The sequence below is a fragment of the Pseudomonas sp. P9_31 genome (assembly GCF_034008235.1).
Taxonomy (GTDB): domain Bacteria; phylum Pseudomonadota; class Gammaproteobacteria; order Pseudomonadales; family Pseudomonadaceae; genus Aquipseudomonas.
Map to the genome: position 1 here is coordinate 2,334,594 of NZ_CP125375.1, position 23,248 is coordinate 2,357,841.

General features: G+C 58.7%; 20 protein-coding genes. 4 read left to right on the forward strand and 16 right to left on the reverse strand.

The genetic code is table 11. From position 1 onward, the window contains the following. Positions 1-32: 32 nt before the first annotated feature. The 11 genes from QMK51_RS10470 to QMK51_RS10520 form a co-directional block, all read right to left on the reverse strand. Positions 33-707 (reverse strand): NuoB/complex I 20 kDa subunit family protein, encoded by a 675-nt coding sequence (locus tag QMK51_RS10470; protein ID WP_008014893.1) that lies wholly within the window; start codon positions 705-707, stop codon positions 33-35. Positions 708-717: 10 nt separating this feature from the next. Then, entirely contained in the window at positions 718-1,131 is a 414-nt protein-coding gene (locus QMK51_RS10475) for an NADH-quinone oxidoreductase subunit A (RefSeq protein WP_007905050.1), read from the reverse strand. A gap of 546 nt (positions 1,132-1,677) precedes the next feature. After that, positions 1,678-3,003: an isocitrate lyase gene (aceA, locus tag QMK51_RS10480; protein WP_258700034.1), complete on the reverse strand. Its 1,326-nt coding sequence runs from the start codon at positions 3,001-3,003 to the stop codon at positions 1,678-1,680. 511 nt (positions 3,004-3,514) lie between these two features. Next, on the reverse strand, positions 3,515-4,276 hold the full coding sequence (locus QMK51_RS10485) for a secretin N-terminal domain-containing protein (protein WP_320393979.1): 762 nt from the start codon (positions 4,274-4,276) through the stop codon (positions 3,515-3,517). A 234-nt stretch (positions 4,277-4,510) separates the two neighbouring features. Further along, the gene (locus QMK51_RS10490; protein ID WP_258700036.1) at positions 4,511-4,936 is read right to left on the reverse strand and encodes a GNAT family N-acetyltransferase; all 426 of its coding nucleotides are present in this window, start codon (positions 4,934-4,936) and stop codon (positions 4,511-4,513) included. Next, positions 4,929-6,098: a cupin domain-containing protein gene (locus tag QMK51_RS10495; RefSeq protein ID WP_320393980.1), complete on the reverse strand. Its 1,170-nt coding sequence runs from the start codon at positions 6,096-6,098 to the stop codon at positions 4,929-4,931. Before QMK51_RS10495 ends, QMK51_RS10490 begins: the two co-directional genes overlap by 8 nt. 86 nt (positions 6,099-6,184) lie before the next feature. Further along, on the reverse strand, positions 6,185-7,555 hold the full coding sequence (gene purB / locus QMK51_RS10500) for an adenylosuccinate lyase (RefSeq protein WP_007940861.1): 1,371 nt from the start codon (positions 7,553-7,555) through the stop codon (positions 6,185-6,187). A gap of 127 nt (positions 7,556-7,682) precedes the next feature. Further along, positions 7,683-8,306, reverse strand: coding sequence for a high frequency lysogenization protein HflD (gene hflD, locus QMK51_RS10505; protein WP_258700038.1), 624 nt, complete (start codon positions 8,304-8,306; stop codon positions 7,683-7,685). After that, positions 8,303-9,436, reverse strand: a complete 1,134-nt coding sequence (mnmA, locus tag QMK51_RS10510; protein ID WP_008014884.1) for a tRNA 2-thiouridine(34) synthase MnmA — start codon at positions 9,434-9,436, stop codon at positions 8,303-8,305. The genes hflD and mnmA overlap by 4 nt, the downstream gene beginning before the upstream one ends. 59 nt (positions 9,437-9,495) lie before the next feature. Beyond that, positions 9,496-9,942, reverse strand: coding sequence for an NUDIX hydrolase (locus QMK51_RS10515; protein ID WP_258700039.1), 447 nt, complete (start codon positions 9,940-9,942; stop codon positions 9,496-9,498). 217 nt (positions 9,943-10,159) lie between these two features. Further along, positions 10,160-12,385: an NADP-dependent isocitrate dehydrogenase gene (locus tag QMK51_RS10520; RefSeq protein WP_320393981.1), complete on the reverse strand. Its 2,226-nt coding sequence runs from the start codon at positions 12,383-12,385 to the stop codon at positions 10,160-10,162. 494 nt (positions 12,386-12,879) lie between these two features. Between QMK51_RS10520 and icd the strand changes: the two genes are divergently transcribed. After that, a complete protein-coding gene (gene icd, locus QMK51_RS10525) occupies positions 12,880-14,136 on the forward strand; it encodes an NADP-dependent isocitrate dehydrogenase (protein WP_007905029.1) in 1,257 nt (418 codons plus the stop codon). A 93-nt stretch (positions 14,137-14,229) separates the two neighbouring features. On the opposite strand, the gene cspD is transcribed toward icd, so the two are convergent. After that, on the reverse strand, positions 14,230-14,520 hold the full coding sequence (gene cspD, locus QMK51_RS10530; RefSeq protein WP_258700041.1) for a cold shock domain-containing protein CspD: 291 nt from the start codon (positions 14,518-14,520) through the stop codon (positions 14,230-14,232). 225 nt (positions 14,521-14,745) lie between these two features. On the opposite strand from cspD, the gene clpS reads away from it, so the two are divergent. Together clpS and clpA are read left to right on the forward strand one after the other, a co-directional pair. Beyond that, positions 14,746-15,108 carry an ATP-dependent Clp protease adapter ClpS gene (gene clpS / locus QMK51_RS10535; protein ID WP_015094394.1) on the forward strand — a complete coding sequence of 121 codons (363 nt, stop codon included), beginning with the start codon at positions 14,746-14,748 and terminating at the stop codon, positions 15,106-15,108. A gap of 30 nt (positions 15,109-15,138) precedes the next feature. After that, on the forward strand, positions 15,139-17,409 hold the full coding sequence (clpA, locus tag QMK51_RS10540) for an ATP-dependent Clp protease ATP-binding subunit ClpA (RefSeq protein WP_258700042.1): 2,271 nt from the start codon (positions 15,139-15,141) through the stop codon (positions 17,407-17,409). Positions 17,410-17,665: 256 nt separating this feature from the next. On the opposite strand, the gene infA is transcribed toward clpA, so the two are convergent. The 4 genes from infA to trxB form a co-directional block, all read right to left on the reverse strand. Beyond that, complete coding sequence (gene infA / locus QMK51_RS10545) at positions 17,666-17,884, reverse strand: translation initiation factor IF-1 (protein ID WP_002553999.1); 219 nt, start codon at positions 17,882-17,884, stop codon at positions 17,666-17,668. Between the two features lie 100 nt (positions 17,885-17,984). Beyond that, complete coding sequence (locus tag QMK51_RS10550; protein ID WP_258700043.1) at positions 17,985-18,692, reverse strand: arginyltransferase; 708 nt, start codon at positions 18,690-18,692, stop codon at positions 17,985-17,987. Between the two features lie 88 nt (positions 18,693-18,780). Then, on the reverse strand, positions 18,781-19,461 hold the full coding sequence (gene aat, locus QMK51_RS10555) for a leucyl/phenylalanyl-tRNA--protein transferase (RefSeq protein WP_320393982.1): 681 nt from the start codon (positions 19,459-19,461) through the stop codon (positions 18,781-18,783). 68 nt (positions 19,462-19,529) lie between these two features. Next, positions 19,530-20,489 carry a thioredoxin-disulfide reductase gene (gene trxB / locus QMK51_RS10560; protein ID WP_258700045.1) on the reverse strand — a complete coding sequence of 320 codons (960 nt, stop codon included), beginning with the start codon at positions 20,487-20,489 and terminating at the stop codon, positions 19,530-19,532. Positions 20,490-20,795: 306 nt separating this feature from the next. Between trxB and QMK51_RS10565 the strand changes: the two genes are divergently transcribed. Next, a complete protein-coding gene (locus tag QMK51_RS10565) occupies positions 20,796-23,201 on the forward strand; it encodes a DNA translocase FtsK (protein ID WP_026345733.1) in 2,406 nt (801 codons plus the stop codon). The last annotated feature ends 47 nt before the right edge of the window (positions 23,202-23,248 follow it).

Sequence of the window (23,248 nt, forward strand, 5' to 3'; positions counted from 1 at the left end):
GTTTCTCGTTTCTTTGTAAGAACAGATCTGGATCAGACTTCGTCGGGGCTGCGCAGGTTGGTTACCTGAATACGCTGTTCGCGGCGCTGTTCCTTTTGCGAAGGCATCTCGGCGCGGTAAACGCCTTGATCGCCAACGACCCAGGAAAGTGGGCGACGCTCCTGGCCAATCGACTCCTGCAACAGCATCAAGCCTTGCAGAAAAGCTTCAGGGCGGGGTGGGCAGCCAGGCACGTAGACGTCCACGGGCAGGAACTTGTCCACCCCTTGAACGACGGAGTAGATGTCGTACATGCCACCGGAGTTGGCGCACGAACCCATGGAGATGACCCATTTAGGCTCGAGCATTTGCTCGTAGAGACGCTGAATGATCGGCGCCATCTTGATGAAGCAGGTACCGGCGATAACCATGAAATCCGCCTGACGCGGCGATGCCCGGATCACCTCGGCGCCAAAGCGCGCGATGTCGTGGGGCGCCGTGAAGGCGGTGGTCATTTCCACGTAGCAGCACGAAAGACCGAAGTTATACGGCCACAGGGAGTTCTTGCGCCCCCAGTTGATCGTGCCGTTGAGCACGTCTTCGAGCTTGCCCATGAAAATGTTTTTGTGGACTTGATCTTCTAACGGATCGGAAACGGTTTCCCGTTTGCCAATCGGATACTGCTCGTTAGGAGCATCGGGGTCGATCCTGGTGAGATTGTATTGCATTGCCAAAGCCTCATTGTTTCAGCTTCGCTTGCCGCTTACGACGAGCTTCCGGAGCCCAGTCAAGGGCGCCCACTCGGAATAGGTAGACAAGACCTGCCAACAGAATTGCTATGAAAACGAGAGCTTCGACGAATCCGGTCCAGCCGCTTTCGCGGACGGACACAGACCAGGCAAAGAGAAAGAGGGCTTCGATATCGAAGATCACGAAGAGCATCGCGACCAGATAGAATTTGGCTGAGAGCCGCAAGCGGGCGCCACCGGTAGGTAGCATGCCGGACTCGAACGGTTCGTTTTTGCTGCGGCCCCAGGCTTTTGACCCGAGGAGGCTGGAGACGCCGAGCATGAAGGCGCAAAGGCCGCCGACACCCAGAAGGAAAATGGCAAAGCCCCAGTTGTGGGCCATGAGTCCGGTCGCTTCGGGCATGCTGGTAATCCTTAACAGAGAGCAAAGGTCTCTGAGCTTGATAAAGAAATAAGGCAGTGACGATATGTCGCAGCAATCAATCCCGCTGATTTTATGGCTAAACACCCTGCAAGTAAAATTCCTATAGCGAAATTATTTATTGGAATAAGGACATGGCGCACCTCCAAAGCCCTGTAGCCCATGCGGTTCGGGCATTAGCGGGGGTTTTGTCAAATATGTTCTGTAGGGAATGTAACGAACATAGTTGCCTCTAAATGATAATCAATATTATCTGATGTGATTTTCAAACTGTTTAGCGGGTAGCGGTTCGGGAAGTTGTCTTATATGCGCGTTACTGCAAGTAGCGCACGGGGTGGTTTTACCCTCTTTTCCTGATCGCGAAACTGCTCTGGATCAGCGTTTTTCCTTGGCTCGCCACCGAACCCTGTGGTTTTTTGTGATATTGCAGGCAAAAAAACGCCCCGAACCAGTCGGGGCGTCAGATGGGCGGCTTTGCGGTTAGCTTTTTATTCGGTCCGCAAGGGCCGTTTGCTCATGTACAGCCAATCAGTGGAACTGTTCTTCTTCGGTCGAACCGGTCAGCGCGGTCACCGAGGACGAGCCACCTTGAATCACGGTGGTCATGTCGTCGAAGTAGCCGGTGCCCACTTCCTGCTGGTGAGCCACGAAGGTGTAACCCTTGGCAGCGTCAGCGAACTCTTGCTCTTGCAGCTTCACGTAGGCCGTCATGTCGTTGCGGGCATAGTCGTGCGCCAGGTTGAACATGCTGTGCCACATGTTGTGAATGCCGGCCAGGGTGATGAACTGATGCTTGTAGCCCATGGCGGACAGTTCGCGCTGGAACTTGGCGATGGTCGCGTCGTCCAGGTTTTTCTTCCAGTTGAAGGAAGGCGAGCAGTTGTACGACAGCAGTTGGTCCGGGTATTCCTTTTTGATCGCTTCCGCGAAGCGACGTGCTTCATCCAGATCCGGCTTGGCGGTTTCGCACCAGATCAGGTCGGCGTACGGCGCGTAAGCCAGGCCGCGAGCGATGGCTTGGTCGAGGCCGGCGCGCACTTTGTAGAAGCCTTCCTGGGTACGTTCGCCAGTCACGAACGGCTGGTCGTACGGGTCGCAATCGGAAGTCAGCAAATCAGCCGCGTTAGCGTCGGTACGAGCCAGGATGATGGTCGGCGTACCGGCGACGTCAGCTGCCAGACGGGCAGCGGTCAGCTTCTGTACGGCTTCCTGGGTCGGAACCAGTACTTTGCCGCCCATGTGGCCGCATTTTTTCACGGAGGCCAGTTGGTCTTCGAAGTGAACGCCGGCGGCGCCTGCTTCGATCATGCTCTTCATCAGCTCGTAAGCGTTCAGTACGCCACCGAAACCGGCTTCAGCGTCAGCCACGATCGGTGCGAAGTAGTCGATGTAACCTTCGTCGCCCGGGTTCTTGCCGGCTTTCCACTGGATCTGGTCGGCACGACGGAACGAGTTGTTGATGCGCTTGACCACGGTTGGAACCGAATCCACCGGGTACAGCGACTGGTCCGGGTACATCGACTCGGCGGAGTTGTTGTCCGCAGCCACTTGCCAGCCCGACAGGTAGATCGCCTGGATGCCGGCCTTGACTTGTTGCACAGCCTGGCCGCCGGTCAGGGCGCCCATGCAGTTGACGAAATCTTTCTCAGGGCGGAAGGACGGTTTGGCACCCTGGGTGACCAGGTTCCAAAGCTTCTCGGCGCCCATTTTTGCAAAGGTGTGCTCAGGTTGAACCGAGCCACGCAGACGGACGACGTCAGCAGCGGAGTAATTGCGTGTCACGCCTTTCCAGCGCGGGTTTTCAGCCCAATCTTTTTCGAGGGCTGCAATTTGCTGTTCGCGTGTCAGTGCCATGGAGATAAACCTCGTCGCGTCTTTAATCGAAAGTGGTTCTGGGTGGACAACTCCTGCGTGCCAAGTACGCAATTCAAAGGGCGTACAAGGCTGCTCGCTGACCAGAAGCTTAGGTGGTCAAGCCGGGTTCGGCGGGGAAGACGACGGGATGAACGATGGGCTCGAGGGGAAAGTGAGCAGGTAAGGGCGAACTGGCGAGCGCATTCGGGCGTCGTGGGCCTTGGTGCGAACTTCAGTGTGGTGCCGGGTTACCTAATTACGCTTCCGTCCCTCGGGACAACTTCGTTCCAGTCGGCAACCTCGTCAAACACACCTTGTGGGCGGTACAGACACGAATCGGCTCGCGGGGTAGGGTGCGAACGGCGATTCGAAAGCCCTTGCCAGGGCCTCTGATTAGCGGGAGCGAGGCCATCATGCCTTTGCTTTTTTGGCTCGTCAAACGTTTTGTAGTGCTTTTTTTAAGGCACTACATCTTTGGTCTAATACGACTAATCAGTCAGTTTCTGGTGCTTTAGTCCAACGTATCGACTTTCACCCGCAGAGTCATGTCATCCCGGCCCTGAGTCGAGTAGCTGCGGGTCAGGCCCTGTTTGTCGGCCTGAGTCTGGCGATTCACGCCGGCCAGGGTGATCCATTCGCCCAGTCGGCCGCTGACTGTTGTGTCGGTACTTTGCACGTTCACTACATCGGGACGTTCCTGGCTCATCCGGTCATGGTTAGTACTGATCGCCAGATGAACGATGTTTCCGGTGACGCTGGCGGTGACGTAGAAGCCTTGGGTGACATTGCGGTATTCGGTCTGGCTGCGCAGGTCGCCATAACTGTCGGTCTGGGTGCTGGTGAGCGGCACGCTTTGGCCGACCTGGATCAGCGCCGGTGCGCCTTCGCTGGCCTGAACCTGCTGGATGCCGCCGTCGCGGCTGTCGGTGCTGCGGTTGATGATGCGAGTCTGACTCGGTGCGGTGCCGTTCACCGAGTAGCCCTGATCGCCCTGAAAGTTGTTTTCGTTGGTATCTACGGTGATTAACAGGCGTTTGGGCGCGGTGTCCAGTTGTGCGAGGAAGGCCTTGAGTTCGTCGATCTTGCCGGGTTCGGCATTGACGATCAGTTGGTTGCCATAGGCGCTGACTTTGCCGTCCTTGCCGATGAAGTTTTGCGCCACCGGCAGCAGGTCGGCGCTGGTGCGGTAGTTCAGGGGCACGATCTCGGTGGCGGCCATGACCGTAAAACTGCAGGTCAACAGCAGCGTGGTGAGCAGGGTGCGTAGGGACATATCCGTTATCTCCGCAATCAAAGGTTTGATATTGCCAGTTTGTCGGCCCGGCGTGGTGCGAGTTGAATCACAGACAGCAAAACGCCCCGGCATCCGAGAATGCCGGGGCGTGATCATTCCCACGCTCCGCGTGGGAATGCAGCCTGTGACGCTCCGCGTCACTGCCGCGAGGGGACGCGGAGCGTCCCAAGAGGCATTCCCACGCGGAGCGTGGGAACGATCAGTTACAGGGTCTCAGGCCGAGTGACGCACCATGTCCACATGCGGAATCCCGGCTTCCAGGAATTCCTCACTGACCATGCTAAAGCCCAATCGCTCATAGAACGCCGTGGCCTGCACTTGCGCACTCAGCATCTGCTGCTTCAGCCCGCGCTTCTCGGCTTCACCGATCACCGCTTGCATCAGCGCATCGCCAACCTTCAAACCGCGCCAGTCTTTCAGCACCGACACCCGGCCGATGTGACCATCGGGCAGCAGGCGGGCGGTGCCGATCGGAAAGTCGCCTTCGAGTGCGAGGAAATGCACCGCGCCCTCGTCATCGGCATCCCATTCCAGTTCGGGCGGAACGGATTGCTCGGCGACGAATACCGCTTCACGAATGCGCCGGATCTCGGCGTTATCCTTTTGCCAGTCTGCGACACGAACGTGAATTTTATTCATCAGCGAACCCCAGGCTTCCCTGTTTGATCAGTTCACACAGCAGGCCGCGACCGTCTTCATCGCTCAGCCAGTCGCCGAGATTGTCGACGTGCAGCGCATCGGCGGCGCAGATCATTTTCAGCAGCTCGCGCAACTTGCCCGGCAGATAACGGCTCTGGCCGCTGGCGAACAGCAACAGGTCGTCGTCGACCTCCGACCAGGCCAGACGCGCGCTCGGGTTGCGGATCAGCACCGCGCCTTGCTCGAGGCTGGCGAGCAGGTCGTCTTCTTCGATCTCTTCCGGGCCAACCACCAGTTCCGGGTAGCGCGGCTCGGTCATGAACTGGCCGAACCAGGTCAGCAGCAGGCGCTCGTCGCTCATGTGCTCGGCCAGCAGGCTTTTCAGGCGATCGAGGGCGTCGTGCTGGATCTGATGAGGATCAACCGCCGGCAGGGTGTCGGCGTCGGTGTAACGCTCTTCGTCCGACAGGAACTGGCTGAGGAAGTCGGTGAAGTGGGTCAGCACTTCAGCGGCGCTCGGGGCGCGGAAGCCGACCGAGTAGGTCATGCAATCATCGACAGCCACACCGCAGTGAGCCAGGCGCGGCGGCAGGTAGAGCATGTCGCCCGGTTCCAGCACCCACTCATCGGTGGCTTCGAAATCGGCGAGGATGCGCAGATCGGCGTGTTGCAGCAGCGGGCTCTCGGAGTCGCACATCTGGCCGATTTTCCAGTTGCGCTTGCCGTGGCCTTGCAGCAGGAACACGTCGTAGTTATCGAAGTGCGGACCGACGCTGCCACCCGGGGCGGCAAAGCTGATCATCACGTCGTCGACGCGCCAGCTCGGCAGGAAACGGAAGTTTTCCAGCAGTTCGGCAACTTCCGGCACGAATTGGTCGACGGCTTGCACCAGCAAGGTCCATTCGCGTTCTGGCAGTTTGCTGAATTCGTCTTCGGCGAACGGGCCACGGCGCAATTCCCAAGGGCGCTCGCCGTGTTCGATCACCAGGCGCGATTCGACTTCTTCTTCCAGCGCCAGGCCGGCCAGCTCGTCGGCGTCGATCGGGCTTTCGAAATCAGGAATCGCCTGACGGATCAGCAGTGGTTTTTTCTGCCAGTAGTCGCGCAGGAATTCCCGTGCCGTGATGCCGCCCAGAAGTTGAAGAGGAGTATCAGGATTCATGTGTAACCTATTGAAAATAAGCACTTTTCAGACGGGAATAAAAACGCCCGGCGCTGCCGGGCGTCTCAAACGGGTAAAGCGGTCGATCAGATGCGTTTGGCTTGCGCCACAGCGTTGCCGATGTAGTTGGCCGGGGTGAGCAGTTTCAGCTCGGCCTTGGCGGCAGCTGGCATGTCCAGGCCGTCGATGAAGGTTTGCAACGCTTCAGGGCTGATGCCCTTGCCGCGAGTCAACTCTTTCAATTTCTCGTACGGGTTTTCGATGTTGTAGCGACGCATCACGGTCTGGATCGGCTCGGCCAATACTTCCCAGCATGCGTCCAGGTCAGCAGCAATCTTTTGCTCGTTGAGCTCCAGTTTGCTGATGCCCTTGAGGCTGGCTTCGTACGCGATCACGCTGTGGGCGAAGCCGACACCGAGGTTGCGCAGTACGGTGGAGTCGGTCAGGTCACGCTGCCAGCGGGAGATTGGCAGTTTGCTCGCCAGGTGCTGGAACAGTGCGTTGGCGATGCCCAAGTTGCCTTCGGAGTTTTCGAAGTCGATCGGGTTGACCTTGTGCGGCATGGTCGAGGAACCGATTTCGCCAGCGATGGTGCGCTGTTTGAAATAGCCCAGGGAGATGTAGCCCCAGATGTCGCGGTCGAAGTCGATCAGGATGGTGTTGAAGCGCGCGATCGCGTCGAACAGCTCGGCGATGTAGTCGTGCGGTTCGATCTGCGTGGTGTATGGGTTGAAGCCCAGGCCCAGCTCGTCTTCGATGAAGGCGCGGGCGTTGGCTTCCCAATCGATCTCAGGGTAGGCCGACAGGTGAGCGTTGTAGTTGCCGACGGCGCCGTTGATCTTGCCCAGCAGCGGAACGGCGGCGACTTGAGCGATCTGACGCTCCAGGCGGTAAACCACGTTCGCCAGCTCTTTGCCCAGGGTGGTGGGCGATGCCGGTTGACCGTGGGTGCGCGACAGCATCGGCACGTCAGCGAAGCGGATGGCCAGTTCGCGGATGGCGTTGGCGGTCTGGCGCATCAGCGGCAGCATCACATCATCACGGCCTTCACGCAGCATCAGAGCGTGGGACAGGTTGTTGATGTCCTCGCTGGTGCAGGCAAAGTGGATGAACTCGCTGACCTTGGCCAGTTCCGGCAGCTTGGCCGCCTGCTCTTTGAGCAGGTACTCAATGGCTTTGACGTCATGGTTGGTGGTGCGCTCGATCTCTTTGACGCGCTCGGCGTGCTCCAGAGAGAAGTTTTCCGCCAGGGTGTTCAACACCGCGTTGGCTTCGGCGGAGAACGCCGGCACTTCGCTGATGGCGGGGTGAGCGGCCAGGCGCTGAAGCCAGCGCACTTCAACCAGAACGCGAGCACGGATCAGACCGTATTCGCTGAAAATTGGGCGCAGGGCCTGGGTTTTGCCGGCGTAGCGGCCGTCAACAGGGGAAACCGCAGTGAGCGAAGAGAGCTGCATGGGGTGTTCTCGGACAGTCGGGCAACGAAATGGGGCGCGTATCATACATGAAAAAATCCGCCGGTCCGTTGCCAACTGACCGGCGTATTACGCGTTACTGACTACAAAGCGGTATTGCGGGCGCGGTTCAGCTGCTGCGCATCAGCGGGTAAAGCTCTTTAAGCAGTTTGCGACGGCTGATCACCAACTGCCAGCGATGACCGCCCAACTGCCGCCACAGGCGGGCTGAACGGATGCCGGCCAGCAGCAGCGCGCGAATCTTCGAAGCGTTGCTCGGTTGCTGCAGGTTGCGCATGTCGCCATGCACTTGAATCCGTTGGCGCAGGGTGCTCAGGGTGTCCTGGTACAGCGCGCCACAAGCGGCGATCACGTTTTCGTGAGCCGGGCCGAAGTGTTCGACCTGGGACTGAATCTGCGGCAGGCGCTTGCCGATCACGTCCAGCATGTCATTGCGCTTGGCCAGTTGACGCTCCAGCCCCAGCATCGCGAGGGCATAGCGCAGCGGTTCGCGCTGAAGGGTGCTGGGGTCGCGCTCCAGGGCGCCGATCAGGGCGCGGTAACCGTCACGCAGGTTGATGTCGTCACCGCCATAGACTTCCAGCGTGTCCTTGGGGTCGCGAATCAATAGGCTGCCGAGCATGCAGGTCAGGCCGGCTTCGTTGGTCTGGCCGGTTTTGGCGATCTTGTCGACCAGCACGGCGGCGAGAAACACACCGCCCAGGGCTGTCAGTTGCTCCTGAGTCGGGCTCATGAGCGCTGACCCTTGCTGGTCCAGGGTTCGGCCACTTCGATCACGCCGCCGCCGAGGCAGATTTCGCCGTCGTAGAACACTACGGATTGGCCTGGGGTGACCGCGCGTTGCGGGTCATCGAAGGTCGCGCGGTAGCCGGTGGCGGTCTTTTCCAGCGTGCAAGGCTGGTCGCTCTGGCGATAACGCACCTTGGCGGTCAGTTTGCGCGGCTCGGTCAGGTCGATCGGGTTGACCCAATAGATGTCCGAGGCGAGCAGGGCGCGGGAGAACAAATAAGGGTGATCATTGCCTTGGCCAACGATCAGTTCGTTGTGTTCCAGGTCTTTGATCAGCACGTACCACGGCTCGTCGCTGGCGTCTTTCAAGCCGCCGATTCCCAGGCCCTGACGCTGGCCAATGGTGTGATACATCAAGCCATGGTGACGGCCGATGACTTCGCCTTCGGTGGTCTTGATCTCGCCGGGCTGGGCCGGCAGGTATTGCTTGAGGAAGTCGCTGAAGCGGCGTTCGCCGATAAAGCAGATTCCTGTGGAATCCTTTTTCTTTGCGGTGGCCAGGTCGTGTTTCTCGGCAATCGCGCGCACTTCGGGTTTTTCCAGCTCGCCGACCGGGAACAGGGTCTTGGCGATCTGTTCACCGCCGACGGCGTGCAGGAAGTAGCTCTGGTCCTTGTTCGGGTCCAGGCCCTTGAGCAACTCGGTGCGACCATCGATGTCGCGGCGGCGCACGTAGTGGCCGGTGGCGATCAGGTCGGCGCCGAGCATCATGGCGTAATCGAGGAACGCCTTGAACTTGATTTCGCGGTTGCACAGGATGTCCGGGTTCGGCGTGCGACCGGCCTTGTATTCGGCCAGGAAATGCTCGAACACGTTATCCCAGTACTCGGCGGCGAAGTTGGCGGTGTGCAGCTTGATGCCAATCTTGTCGCACACGGCCTGAGCGTCCGCCAGGTCATCCATGGCGGTGCAGTACTCCGTTCCATCGTCTTCTTCCCAGTTCTTCATGAACAGGCCTTCCACCTCATAGCCCTGCTCGATCAGCAGGAGAGCGGAAACGGAAGAGTCCACGCCGCCGGACATACCGACAATGACGCGCTTCTTTTGTGTGTCAGAAGGGGCTGGATCACGCATAGGGATTCAATGAGTGTCTTGAAAAAGGACGCGATTCTAGCAGGCCGAAGCCCGCAAGGCTAAAGAGAAGGGCGGATCAGTTCGAGACCGAAGTGTTTGCCGTCCAGATAATCATCGATACAGCGGATGATCAGCTCACTGCGCCAGTTTGCGCGCTGTTGCAGCAGTTCGTCACGCGTCAGCCATTTTGCGCCGACGATGCCGTCGTCCAGCTGATAGTTCGGGCGGTGTTTGAGCGGCTTTGCGGTGAAGCAGACCCGCTGGTAGGTCACGCCGTTGCTCGGGGCGGTGTAGAGATAAATCCCCACCACGCCTGTCGGCTCGACGTCCCAGCCGGTTTCCTCGAGGGTTTCGCGCACGGCGGCTTCGATTAGGGTTTCGTCCGGGTCCAGATGGCCGGCCGGTTGGTTGAGCACCGTTTGTCCGTGCTTGAGCTCTTCGACCATCAGGAAGCGACCATTGTCTTCGACGATGGTGGCGACGGTGATGTGGGGTAGCCAATCCATGAAGCTTCCTCGTTTTGAATGTTGAAGTCCGATCCTGTGGGAGCTGGCTTGCCTGCGATGGCGGTGGGTCAGTCGAAAGCAATGTTGAATGATAAACCGCCATCGCAGGCAAGCCAGCTCCCACAGGGTTTTGTTTCGGCAGATAGAATAGATATGTGTGAACGCCAGAAACAGAAACCCCGGCACTGGGCCGGGGCTTCCTTGCATCCTTACAACCTTAAACCAGCGCAGCGATCGCGGCGTTGAAGGTGTTGCTCGGGCGCATGGCCTTGCTGATCAGCTCGGCATTGGCGTGGTAGTAACCGCCGATGTCCACTGGCTTGCCCTGAACGGCGTTGAGCTCGGCAACGATAGTTGCTTCGTTCTCGGTCAGGGTCTTGGCCAGTTCGCCGAACTGCGCTTGCAGCGCAGTGTCTTCGGTCTGGGCGGCCAGGGCTTGGGCCCAGTACAGCGCCAGGTAGAAGTGGCTGCCGCGGTTGTCAATGTTGCCGACTTTGCGCGATGGCGACTTGTTGTTGTCCAGGAACTGGCCAGTGGCCTGATCCAGGGTCTTGGCCAACACCAGCGCTTTAGGGTTGTTGTAGGTAACACCCAAGTGCTCAAGGGAAGCGGCCAGGGCCAGGAACTCGCCCAGGGAATCCCAGCGCAGGAAGTTTTCTTCCAGCAGCTGCTGAACGTGCTTCGGCGCCGAACCGCCAGCGCCGGTTTCGAACAGGCCACCGCCGTTCATCAGTGGCACGATCGACAGCATCTTGGCGCTGGTGCCCAGTTCCATGATCGGGAACAGGTCAGTCAGGTAGTCGCGCAGTACGTTGCCGGTCACCGAAATGGTGTCCTTGCCTTCGCGGGTGCGCTCCAGGGTGAACTTCATCGCGTCGACAGGCGACATGATGCGGATGTCCAGGCCGGAGGTGTCGTGATCCTTCAGGTAAGCCTGAACTTTCTCGATCACTACGCCGTCGTGGGCGCGCATTGGGTCCAGCCAGAAAATCGCTGGAGTTGCGCTTGCGCGAGCACGGTTGACGGCCAGTTTGACCCAGTCCTGGATCGGCGCGTCTTTGGTCTGGCACATGCGGAAGATGTCGCCGGCTTCAACCGACTGTTCCAGCAGAGTGCGGCCAGCGCCGTCGGAAACCCGAACGATGCCGTTTGCCTTGATCTGGAAGGTCTTGTCGTGGGAGCCGTACTCTTCGGCTTTCTTCGCCATCAGGCCAACGTTTGGCACGCTGCCCATGGTGGTTGGATCGAAGGCGCCGTGCAGCTTGCAGTCTTCGATCACCGCCTGGTAGATGGTGGCGTAGCAGCGATCCGGGATCACTGCCTTGGTGTCGTGCAGCTGGCCGTCGGTGCCCCACATCTTGCCGGAGTCACGGATCATCGCCGGCATCGAGGCGTCGACGATGACGTCGCTCGGTACGTGCAGGTTGGTGATGCCTTTGTCGGAGTTGACCATGGCCAACGACGGACGAACGGCGTAGACCGCCTGGATGTCCGCTTCGATCTGCGCTTGTTGCTCGGCAGGCAAAGCCTTGATGCGAGCGTACAGGTCGCCGATACCGTTGTTCAGGTTGAAGCCGATCTGTGCCAGCACGTCAGCGTGCTTGGCCAAGGCATCTTTATAGAACTCGGCAACGATCTGGCCGAACATGATCGGGTCGGAGACCTTCATCATGGTGGCTTTCAGGTGAACCGACAGCAGCACGCCTTTGGCTTTGGCGTCTTCGATCTCGGCGGCGATGAAGCTGCGCAGCGCGTTTTTGCTCAGAACGGCGCAATCGAGGATCTCACCGGCTTGTACGGTGGTTTTTTCCTTCAGGACGGTGGTGGTGCCGTCTTGAGCGATCAGTTCGATTTTGACAGCGTCAGCGGCGTCGATCAGGGCGGCTTTTTCGCTGCCGTAGAAATCGCCGGTGCTCATGTGGGCCACGTGGGACTTGGAGTCTTTGGCCCAGGCGCCCATTTTGTGCGGGTGCTTGCGCGCATAGTTCTTGACCGACAGCGGTGCGCGACGATCGGAGTTGCCTTCGCGCAGAACCGGGTTCACGGCGCTGCCCTTGATCTTGTCGTAGCGTGCCTTGGCTTCTTTGTCGGCGTCGCTGGTCACGGTTTCCGGGTAGTCCGGCAGCGCGTAGCCCTGGGCTTGCAGCTCTTTGATCGCGGCCTGCAGTTGCGGAACCGAAGCGCTGATGTTCGGCAGCTTGATGATGTTGGCTTCAGGCGTAACGGCCAGGTCGCCCAGTTCGGCGAGGTGGTCGGCTACGGCTTTGTCACCCAATTGCTCGGGGAAGCTGGCCAGAATGCGCCCTGCAAGAGAGATATCGCGGGTTTCCACGGCGATATCAGCGGAGGCGGTGAAGGCCTCTACGATAGGCAACAGTGAATAGGTGGCGAGGGCTGGGGCTTCGTCGGTGAAGGTATAGATGATCTTCGAGCGGGTGGGCATATTCGGATTAACTCTCTCTTCTTTGCTAAAGCGTGCACAGAAACTCGAGGGGCGCCGGGTAAGCGCGTTCGTTCAAAGTCATCCATGAGCCGAATGTCGAGGTTTCTTTGCGGTGATGTTGGGTGCATCGGTCGAGCGTCAAGCGGGTGGGCTGCGATAACAGTCCGGCTTTCTCGGGCCCAAAGTCCTCGTAATAGAGAGGTCGGCCGTCGTGACCCTGCGGTCAGCGGCGGCATTATACATAGGTAGCTGGCAATCTGCCGATGGTTCATATGCAACGATTTTCGTCCATTGGTCTAAAGGTCGCAGGCCGGTGTGGGGCGTAGAGTCGTCCATCGTGCTTGAGTTTGGCGCTTTTCCCTTTGCTTTCAGGCTTGTACGTCGCGAACTGTGCAGCTTTGCGGCAGATGGGCGGAACATAGGGTTTGCGTGCCGATTTAACTGGGGTACGCTCGGACGAAGCCAGATGTTCAATCCAAACAATGGAGTTCAGCATGGGATACAAGAAGATTCAGGTTCCAGCCGTCGGCGACAAAATCACCGTCAACGCGGACCATTCTCTCAATGTTCCTAACAACCCGATCATTCCCTTCATCGAAGGCGATGGTATTGGCGTTGATATCAGCCCGGTCATGATCAAGGTTGTCGATGCTGCTGTTAAGAAGGCTTACGGTGGCGAGCGCAAAATTTCCTGGATGGAAGTCTACGCCGGGGAGAAAGCGACTCAGGTTTACGATCAGGACACCTGGCTGCCTCAGGAAACTCTGGACGCGGTCAAGGATTACGTGGTTTCCATCAAGGGCCCTCTGACCACCCCGGTTGGCGGTGGCATCCGTTCCCTGAACGTGGCCCTGCGTCAGCAGCTCGACCTGTATGTCTGCCTGCGCCCGGTGCGCTGGTTCGAAGGCGTACCTAGCCCGGTCAAAAAGCCAGGCGACGTCGACATGACCATCTTCCGCGAAAACTCGGAAGACATTTATGCCGGTATCGAATGGAAAGCCGGTTCGCCGGAAGCGACCAAGGTCATCAAGTTCCTAAAAGAAGAAATGGGCGTCACCAAGATCCGTTTCGACGAAAACTGCGGTATCGGCGTCAAGCCAGTCTCCCTGGAAGGCACCAAGCGTCTGGCGCGCAAGGCCCTGCAGTATGTGGTCGACAACGATCGCGACTCGCTGACCATCGTGCACAAAGGCAACATCATGAAGTTCACCGAAGGTGCCTTCAAGGAATGGGCCTACGAAGTGGCCGCTGAAGAATTCGGCGCGACCCTGCTCGACGGCGGTCCATGGATGCAGTTCAAGAACCCGAAAACCGGCAAGAATGTCATCGTCAAGGATGCCATTGCCGACGCCATGCTCCAGCAGATCCTGCTGCGCCCGGCAGAATACGATGTGATCGCGACCCTGAACCTCAACGGCGACTACCTCTCCGACGCCCTGGCGGCCGAAGTGGGCGGTATCGGTATTGCGCCGGGTGCGAACCTGTCCGACACCGTGGCCATGTTCGAAGCGACCCACGGCACCGCGCCGAAGTACGCCGGCAAGGACCAGGTCAACCCGGGTTCGTTGATCCTGTCCGCTGAAATGATGTTGCGTCACATGGGCTGGACCGAAGCGGCCGATCTGATTATCAAGGGCACCAATGGTGCAATTTCGGCCAAAACCGTGACCTATGACTTCGAACGTCTGATGGAGGGCGCGAAACTGCTGTCGTCTTCTGCGTTTGGTGATGCGCTCATCTCGCATATGTAAGTCGCACATGTAAGCAGATTCATGCAACAAAAAACCGCCCGACTCAAGTGATTGAATCGGGCGGTTTTTTATGACTGGATGGCAGGTGCGAACTTATGCCGTAACGGTCTGTTGTCCGGCGGGGGCGACGACGCTGTGAATGTCCTGAGCTGCGCCGATATTGACCGCGTGAAGGCCCTTGGGGCCCTGAGTGATGTCAAAGACGACGGGTTGGCCGGCTTTCAGGGTTTTATAACCGTCCATCTGGATGGCCGAATAATGGGCGAACAGATCGTCGTTCTTGCCATCCTCAATGATGAAGCCGTAACCCTTGGCATTATTGAACCATTTGACCTTGCCTTTGTACGTGCCCTTGACCGTCTCGTTGTCCTTGACGCCTGACATACCCATATCCCTCTGCAACAGACTCCATCACTGGAGTATCATCCAGTTCATCCGCAGTCTAATCTTGCAAACAGGATTGACTCCGCGGACCTTTTTTACCCACTGTGGGCTCTATTGTTTGTAACACCGTTTTCCCGATAGTCAAGGTGACCGGGTAGTCGGAGTTGAAATCGTCGATGGGCGCCCCCACCACTGTATTCGCACAACTGACGAACCTTTCTTTCCATGCATGCAATTAGCCAGATTCGACTAACATTCAATCAGGATCGCCCTGATTTACACGACGACGATTCCGCAGGCATTGCTGTTCAGGAGGCTAAGCCTGCTTTACAGGCGCCACCGATGTACAAGGTGGTTTTGTTCAACGATGACTACACACCGATGGATTTCGTCGTCGAAGTGCTCGAGGTGTTTTTTAACCTGAATCGCGAGCTGGCGACCAAGGTCATGCTGGCCGTCCACACAGAAGGACGGGCAGTATGTGGAGTGTTTACCCGCGACATCGCGGAGACCAAGGCCATGCAGGTCAACCAGTACGCCAGGGAAAGCCAGCATCCGCTACTCTGTGAAATCGAGAAGGACGGTTAATCGCCGACCACTTGGGTATGAGGTGAAGCTATGTTAAACCGCGAGCTCGAAGTCACCCTCAATCTAGCCTTCAAGGAGGCTCGTTCGAAGCGTCATGAATTCATGACCGTCGAACACCTGCTGCTGGCCCTATTGGACAATGAGGCTGCCGCCACCGTTTTGCGTGCCTGCGGCGCAAACCTCGACAAACTCAAGCATGATCTGCAGGAGTTCATCGACTCCACCACGCCATTGATCCCTCTTCATGACGAGGATCGTGAAACCCAGCCAACCCTGGGCTTTCAGCGTGTACTGCAACGTGCTGTCTTCCATGTACAGAGCTCGGGCAAACGCGAAGTGACTGGCGCCAACGTGCTGGTCGCGATCTTCAGTGAGCAAGAGAGTCAGGCAGTGTTTCTGCTGAAACAGCAGAGCGTTGCGCGCATCGATGTCGTCAACTACATCGCCCATGGCATTTCCAAAGTGCCGGGGCATGGCGATCACTCTGAAGGTGAACAAGATATGCAGGACGACGAGGGCGGTGAGTCTTCTTCCTCAGGCAATCCTCTGGATGCTTATGCCAGCAACCTCAACGAACTCGCGCGCCAGGGTCGTATCGATCCGTTGGTAGGCCGTGAGCTGGAAGTCGAGCGCGTCGCGCAGATCCTGGCGCGTCGTCGCAAAAACAATCCGCTGCTGGTGGGCGAGGCGGGCGTGGGTAAAACCGCGATTGCCGAAGGCCTGGCCAAACGCATTGTCGACAACCAGGTGCCGGACCTGCTGGCCAACAGCGTGGTGTATTCCCTCGATCTGGGGGCCTTGCTGGCCGGGACCAAATACCGCGGCGATTTCGAGAAGCGCTTCAAGGCGCTGCTCAATGAGCTGAAAAAGCGTCCGCAGGCGATCCTGTTCATCGACGAGATCCACACCATCATCGGTGCGGGCGCTGCGTCGGGTGGCGTCATGGATGCCTCGAACCTGCTCAAGCCATTGCTGTCGTCCGGCGATATTCGCTGCATCGGTTCGACCACGTTCCAGGAGTTCCGCGGAATCTTCGAGAAGGACCGTGCTCTGGCCCGGCGCTTCCAGAAGGTCGATGTGTCGGAGCCTTCGGTGGAAGACACCATTGGCATCCTGCGCGGCCTGAAAGGGCGTTTCGAAGCGCACCACAACATCGAATACAGCGATGAAGCCCTGCGCGCCGCTGCTGAACTGGCCTCGCGTTACATCAATGACCGGCACATGCCGGACAAGGCCATCGACGTCATCGACGAGGCGGGCGCCTATCAGCGTCTGCAACCGATCGAGAAGCGCGTGAAACGCATCGAAGTGCCTCAGGTCGAGGACATCGTCGCGAAGATCGCGCGAATTCCGCCAAAACACGTCACCAGTTCCGACAAAGAACTGCTGCGTAACCTTGAGCGTGACCTGAAACTCACGGTATTTGGCCAGGATGCCGCGATCGACTCGCTGTCGACCGCGATCAAACTGTCCCGTGCCGGCCTCAAGTCACCTGACAAGCCCGTCGGTTCGTTCCTGTTCGCAGGGCCGACCGGTGTCGGTAAAACCGAGGCTGCGCGGCAACTGGCCAAGGCGTTGGGAGTCGAACTGGTTCGCTTCGACATGTCCGAGTACATGGAGCGCCACACCGTATCGCGTCTGATCGGTGCGCCTCCAGGCTATGTCGGGTTCGATCAGGGCGGTCTGCTGACCGAGGCCATCACCAAGCAGCCTCACTGCGTGCTGTTGCTCGATGAAATCGAGAAGGCGCATCCGGAAGTCTTCAACCTGCTGTTGCAGGTCATGGACCACGGTACGCTGACCGATAACAACGGGCGCAAGGCGGACTTCCGTAACGTGATCGTCATCATGACGACCAACGCCGGTGCCGAGACGGCAGCGCGTGCTTCGATCGGTTTCACCTATCAGGATCACTCGTCCGATGCGATGGAAGTGATCAAGAAGAGCTTCACGCCGGAGTTCCGTAACCGTCTGGACACCATTATCCAGTTTGGTCGCCTCAGTCATGAGGTCATCAAAAGCGTGGTGGACAAGTTCCTTACCGAACTGCAGGCGCAACTGGAAGACAAGCGTGTGCAGCTGGAAGTGACCGATGCGGCGCGTAGTTGGCTGGCTGCGGGTGGCTACGATACGGCGATGGGTGCTCGACCAATGGCGCGTTTGATCCAGGACAAAATCAAGCGTCCGCTGGCGGAAGAGATCCTCTTTGGCGAACTGGCCGACCATGGCGGTGTAGTACACATCGACATCAAGGACGGCGAGCTGACCTTCGAGTTCGAGACCACGGCTGAAATGGCCTGACGTTAACCGCAACAAAGCAAAAGGCGCCGAAAGGCGCCTTTTGCTGTCTGGTCGATTTCAAGCGATAAACACCAAACCTTGTGGGAGCGGGCTTGCCCGCGAAGGCGGCGGCACATTCAGTATCCAGGCAAGCAGATCCACCGCTATCGCGGGCAAGCCCGCTCCCACAGGATCGGTGCAGCGGCTCGAAATGTGGCAGCTAATTCACGCGCAAACAAAAACGCCCGGCATAGCCGGGCGTTTTGTATTGACTTGATTAGCGAGCGCGGTAGGTGATGCGCCCTTTGCTCAAGTCATAGGGCGTCAGCTCGACGCGCACTTTGTCGCCGGTAAGAATACGAATGTAGTTCTTGCGCATCTTGCCGGAGATATGCGCGGTTACGACGTGCCCATTTTCCAACTCCACACGAAACATGGTGTTGGGCAGGGTGTCGACGACAGTGCCTTCCATTTCGAAGCTGTCTTCTTTCGACATGCAGTAAAGCCCTCGGTGTCCAATGAATGGCCCGGTGCAACTGCGCCAGGCAAAAGCGGCGTGCATTGTGCCCGAAAAATGGGGTTTAAGCCAAGGGGTTCTAGCTCAGGATGACCCAACGTTGATTAATCAGCAGTTCGATTGGGCGATATTGGGTCTTGTAGCTCATTTTTTTGCAGTTTTTGATCCAGTAGCCGAGGTAGACCGCTTCCAGTCCCAGGCGCCGGGCTTCGGCGATCTGCCAGAGGATCGCGTAACGCCCCAGGCTGCGGCGTTCTTCGCAGGGTTCGTAGAAGGTGTAGACCGCCGACAGGCCATTGGGCAGCAAATCGGTGACAGCCACTGCCAGCAGTCGGCCTTCGAGACGAAATTCGTAGAAGCGGGAGAACGGCAGGTCACGCACCAGGAAGGTTGAAAACTGGTCGCGGCTCGGCGGATACATGTCGCCATCGGCATGACGTTGTTCGATGTAGCGCTGATAGAGGTCGAAGTACTCTTCGCTGAATTTTGGCCTGGCCGGACGCACCTGCAAGTCGGCATTGCGTTTGAGAATGCGTTTTTGCTGACGGTTGGGGATAAATTGCGCCACAGGGATGCGCGCCGGTACGCACGCATTGCAGTGCTGGCAATGGGGTCGATAGAGATGATCGCCACTGCGACGAAAACCCATTTCCGACAGATCTGCATAGACATGCACATCCATGGGCTGACTAGGGTCGAGGAACAGCGTCGTGGCCTGCTCCTCGGGCAGATAACTGCAAGAGTGAGGCTGAGTGGCATAGAACTTCAAGCGCGCCAACTCGGTCATGATCAACCCTCGGGATAAGCTTTTGGTTAGGGGGCGTTCTCAATTCGTTTCCCCCGCATTAAGTGTAAGCCACGCGCGCAAAAGTCGCTCAGCAAACCCAGGTGGCGTGACCGGGTTGATCCAGGTGCCGCGCAAGGTAGCCGGCAAACTCGCTGCGGGGAATCGCTCGGGCGCCCAGGCTGTGCAGATGGTCGGTGGGCATCTGGCAATCGATCAGCACAAAGCCTGAGTCTTTCAGATGTCGCACCAGTGTGGCAAAGCCATATTTGGAGGCGTTGTCGGCGCGACTGAACATCGACTCACCGAAAAACAGTTGCCCCATGGCCAGGCCGTAGAGCCCGCCGACCAGCACGCCATCGTCCCAGACCTCCACTGAATGGGCGTAACCGCGCTTGTGCAGTTCCACGTAGGCGTCCTGCATCGCTTGGGTGATCCAGGTGCCGTCAGCGTACTCGCGCGGCTCGGCGCAGGCGCGGATGACCGAGGCAAAATCCCGATCGAAGGTCACTTGATAGCGTTGTTGGCGCAGCAATTTATTCAGGCTGCGAGAGACATGCAGTTCGTCGGGAAACAGTACCGTGCGCGGATCCGGCGACCACCAGAGAATCGGCTGACCCTCCGAAAACCACGGAAAGCAGCCGTGGCGATAGGCCTGAATCAGGCGGTCGGCGGACAGATCGCCGCCCGCGGCCAGCAACCCGTTGGGGTCGCGCATGGCTTTTTCCAGCGGCGGGAAGGTCAGGGTGTTGCGTTGTAACCAAGTCAGCATGGCATCCGGGCTTGCAGAAGGGGAGGGCGGTGGCGGGCCGGTGAGCCCGCCTTGAAGGAGGTTAACCGTCAGACGGTGGGTATGTCATCGAGATACTTCTCGGCGTCCAGCGCGGCCATGCAGCCGGCTCCGGCGGACGTCACGGCCTGGCGGTAAACGTGGTCGGCCACGTCGCCAGCGGCGAACACGCCTTCGATGTCGGTGGCAGTGGCGTCGCCTTCACTGCCGCCCTTGACCAGCAGGTAGCCGTTGCGCATCTGCAGCTGGCCCTGGAACAGGTCGGTGTTGGGCTTGTGGCCGATGGCAATGAACACGCCGGCCAGCGACAGTTCACTGGTTTCGTCAGTGTGGCTGTGACGCAGGCGGGCGCCGGTCACGCCGCTGGCATCTCCCAGCACTTCATCCAGATTCTGGTTCCAGTGCAGGCGGATATTGCCGTTGACGGATTTTTCGAAGAGCTTGTCCTGGAGGATCTTCTCCGAGCGCAGTTTGTCACGACGGTGAATCAGATGAACCTCCTTGGCGATGTTCGACAGGTACAGCGCTTCTTCCACCGCGGTGTTGCCGCCGCCGACCACCGCGACCACCTGGTTGCGGTAGAAGAAGCCATCGCAGGTGGCGCAGGCCGAAACCCCTTTGCCGGCAAAGGCTTCTTCCGATGGCAGCCCCAGGTATTGTGCCGAAGCGCCGGTGGCAATTATCAGTGCATCACAGGTGTAGGTGCCGCTGTCGCCGATGAGTTCGAACGGGCGCTGTTGCAACTTGGCCGTATGGATGTGGTCGTAAACGATCTCTGTGTCGAAGCGTTCGGCGTGTTTCTGCATGCGCTCCATCAGTACCGGGCCGGTCAGGCCTTCGACGTCGCCGGGCCAGTTATCGACTTCGACGGTGGTGGTCAGCTGGCCACCTGCCTGTATGCCGGTAATGACAACGGGTTTGAGGTTGGCGCGAGCGGCATAAACGGCTGCGCTGTAACCGGCAGGGCCGGAACCCAGAATGATCAGGCGGGAATGCTGCGCTTCACTCATAAAAACACCTCATAAGCCTTTGTCACAAAAGAGAATGCATGCTCAAATTGGACTGCGCGTACTGTGCTCTTGGCTATGCCGGAGCCAAGGGGGTCAAGCATGGCATTGGGCGAACAAACCCGTACAATGCCTGCTTGTAACAGTGTTTGTATCAAAAAAGCGGTGTGTGCCGTATTTCGAAAACCCGGGGCACAGTGTTAAAAGTAGTCCCGGTTGGGGCTGTTAACTTTTTTACCTGCCTGGATTGGGCAGTTTTTATAGTCATTCAACAGATGGACGCGCCATGGGCGCAGGAAAAGAAGCGTTTTGAAGAAATCCACCGCAGCACCTAAAACAGTCGTTCCGCTCTGGCGCCAGCAATTGCACTACCGGCTCAAGGAAGGTGCATTGATCGCCATCGGTGCCTTGTGCCTGTTCCTGATGATGGCCTTGTTGACCTATGGCAAGGACGATCCGGGCTGGAGTCATAACAGCAAGATCGACGATGTGCAGAACTTCGGCGGGCCTGCGGGCTCTTACAGCGCCGACATCCTGTTCATGGTCCTGGGTTACTTCGCCTACATTTTCCCGCTGTTGCTGGCGATCAAGGCCTATCAGATTTTCCGCCAGCGCCACGAGCCGTGGCAGTGGAGCGGCTGGCTGTTCTCCTGGCGCCTGATCGGCCTGGTATTTCTGGTGCTGTCGGGCGCGGCGCTGGCCCACATCCACTTCCATGCGGCGACCGGTCTGCCGGCCGGCGCGGGCGGCGCCTTGGGTGAAAGCCTTGGCGATCTGGCGAAAAATGCGCTGAACATCCAGGGCAGCACGTTGTTGTTTATTGCACTGTTCCTGTTCGGCCTGACGGTGTTCACTGACCTGTCGTGGTTCAAGGTGATGGACGTCACCGGCAAGATCACCCTCGATCTGTTCGAACTGTTTCAGGGCGCGGCCAATCGCTGGTGGGCAGCCCGTACCGAACGCAAGCAACTGGTCGCCCAATTGCGTGAAGTCGACGATCGCGTGCATGACGTGGTGGCGCCGACAGTTACCGATAAGCGTGAGCAAGCCAAGGTCAAGGAGCGCCTGATCGAACGTGAGCAGGCCCTGAGCAAGCACATGTCCGAGCGCGAAAAGCAGGTGCCGCCGGTGATTGCTCCCGCGCCGCCCAAACCGGCTGCTCCGAGCAAACGCGTGGAAAAAGAGAAACAGGCGCCGTTGTTCGTCGACAGCGCCGTGGAAGGCACCTTGCCGCCGATCTCGATTCTCGACCCGGCGGAAAAGAAACAACTCAATTATTCGCCCGAATCCCTGGCGGCCGTCGGCCACTTGCTGGAAATCAAGCTCAAGGAATTCGGCGTCGAAGTCTCGGTGGATTCGATTCACCCGGGCCCGGTCATTACCCGTTACGAAATCCAGCCAGCAGCCGGCGTCAAAGTCAGCCGCATCTCCAACCTGGCGAAAGACCTGGCCCGTTCCCTGGCCGTGACCAGTGTGCGTGTCGTGGAAGTGATTCCGGGCAAAACCACGGTGGGTATCGAGATCCCTAACGAAGACCGGCAGATCGTGCGCTTCTCCGAGGTCTTGTCGACTCCCGAGTACGATAACTTCAAGTCCCCGGTCACCCTGGCCCTGGGTCATGATATCGGCGGCAAACCGGTCATCACCGACCTGGCGAAAATGCCCCACTTGCTGGTGGCCGGTACGACCGGTTCCGGTAAGTCGGTGGGTGTGAACGCGATGATCCTGTCGATTCTGTTCAAGTCTGGCCCGGAAGACGCCAAGCTGATCATGATCGACCCGAAAATGCTTGAGCTGTCGATCTACGAAGGCATTCCGCACCTGCTGTGCCCGGTGGTCACCGACATGAAGGACGCCGCCAACGCCTTGCGCTGGAGCGTCGCCGAAATGGAGCGGCGCTACAAGCTGATGGCGAAGATGGGCGTGCGTAACCTGTCGGGCTTCAACGCCAAGGTCAAGGAAGCCCAGGACGCCGGTGAGCCATTGAGCGATCCGCTGTACAAGCGCGAAAGCATCCACGACGAAGCACCGCTGCTGCAAAAGCTGCCGACCATCGTCGTGGTCGTCGACGAATTCGCCGACATGATGATGATCGTCGGCAAGAAGGTTGAAGAGCTGATCGCCCGTATCGCCCAGAAGGCCCGTGCGGCCGGTATCCACTTGATTCTCGCGACCCAGCGGCCGTCGGTGGATGTGATCACCGGTCTGATCAAGGCGAACATTCCGACCCGTATGGCGTTCCAGGTGTCGAGCAAGATCGATTCGCGGACCATCATCGACCAGGGCGGTGCCGAACAGTTGCTGGGCCACGGTGACATGCTCTACATGCCGCCCGGCACCAGTCTGCCGATTCGTGTTCACGGCGCGTTCGTGTCCGATGACGAGGTACACCGGGTGGTTGAAGCCTGGAAACTGCGCGGCGCGCCGGAATACAACGATGACATCCTCGCCGGTGTCGAAGAGGCCGGTAGCGGCTTTGAAAACGGCGGCGGTGGCGGTGAAGATGATGCCGAAACCGACGCGCTCTACGATGAAGCGGTGCAGTTCGTCCTGGAAAGCCGGCGCGCGTCCATCTCCGCGGTTCAGCGTAAGCTGAAAATTGGCTACAACCGCGCGGCGCGCATGATCGAAGCCATGGAAATGGCCGGGGTCGTGACGTCCATGAACACCAACGGCTCGCGTGAAGTCCTGGCCCCTGGCCCGGTGCGCGACTGATCCGGTTTTGAAAGGGGTGGCGTCTGAGGCGCCGCCCGCACTCCCAC

Bases quoted from the DNA above. Each gene is read 5' to 3' on its own strand.
- QMK51_RS10470 (WP_008014893.1), bottom strand. From the start codon at position 707: ATGCAATACAATCTCACCAGGATCGACCCCGATGCTCCTAACGAGCAG.
- QMK51_RS10475 (WP_007905050.1), bottom strand. From the start codon at position 1,131: ATGCCCGAAGCGACCGGACTCATGGCCCACAACTGGGGCTTTGCCATT.
- aceA (WP_258700034.1), bottom strand. From the start codon at position 3,003: ATGGCACTGACACGCGAACAGCAAATTGCAGCCCTCGAAAAAGATTGG.
- QMK51_RS10485 (WP_320393979.1), bottom strand. From the start codon at position 4,276: ATGTCCCTACGCACCCTGCTCACCACGCTGCTGTTGACCTGCAGTTTT.
- QMK51_RS10490 (WP_258700036.1), bottom strand. From the start codon at position 4,936: ATGAATAAAATTCACGTTCGTGTCGCAGACTGGCAAAAGGATAACGCC.
- QMK51_RS10495 (WP_320393980.1), bottom strand. From the start codon at position 6,098: ATGAATCCTGATACTCCTCTTCAACTTCTGGGCGGCATCACGGCACGG.
- purB (WP_007940861.1), bottom strand. From the start codon at position 7,555: ATGCAGCTCTCTTCGCTCACTGCGGTTTCCCCTGTTGACGGCCGCTAC.
- hflD (WP_258700038.1), bottom strand. From the start codon at position 8,306: ATGAGCCCGACTCAGGAGCAACTGACAGCCCTGGGCGGTGTGTTTCTC.
- mnmA (WP_008014884.1), bottom strand. From the start codon at position 9,436: ATGCGTGATCCAGCCCCTTCTGACACACAAAAGAAGCGCGTCATTGTC.
- QMK51_RS10515 (WP_258700039.1), bottom strand. From the start codon at position 9,942: ATGGATTGGCTACCCCACATCACCGTCGCCACCATCGTCGAAGACAAT.
- QMK51_RS10520 (WP_320393981.1), bottom strand. From the start codon at position 12,385: ATGCCCACCCGCTCGAAGATCATCTATACCTTCACCGACGAAGCCCCA.
- icd (WP_007905029.1), top strand. From the start codon at position 12,880: ATGGGATACAAGAAGATTCAGGTTCCAGCCGTCGGCGACAAAATCACC.
- cspD (WP_258700041.1), bottom strand. From the start codon at position 14,520: ATGTCAGGCGTCAAGGACAACGAGACGGTCAAGGGCACGTACAAAGGC.
- clpS (WP_015094394.1), top strand. From the start codon at position 14,746: ATGCATGCAATTAGCCAGATTCGACTAACATTCAATCAGGATCGCCCT.
- clpA (WP_258700042.1), top strand. From the start codon at position 15,139: ATGTTAAACCGCGAGCTCGAAGTCACCCTCAATCTAGCCTTCAAGGAG.
- infA (WP_002553999.1), bottom strand. From the start codon at position 17,884: ATGTCGAAAGAAGACAGCTTCGAAATGGAAGGCACTGTCGTCGACACC.
- QMK51_RS10550 (WP_258700043.1), bottom strand. From the start codon at position 18,692: ATGACCGAGTTGGCGCGCTTGAAGTTCTATGCCACTCAGCCTCACTCT.
- aat (WP_320393982.1), bottom strand. From the start codon at position 19,461: ATGCTGACTTGGTTACAACGCAACACCCTGACCTTCCCGCCGCTGGAA.
- trxB (WP_258700045.1), bottom strand. From the start codon at position 20,489: ATGAGTGAAGCGCAGCATTCCCGCCTGATCATTCTGGGTTCCGGCCCT.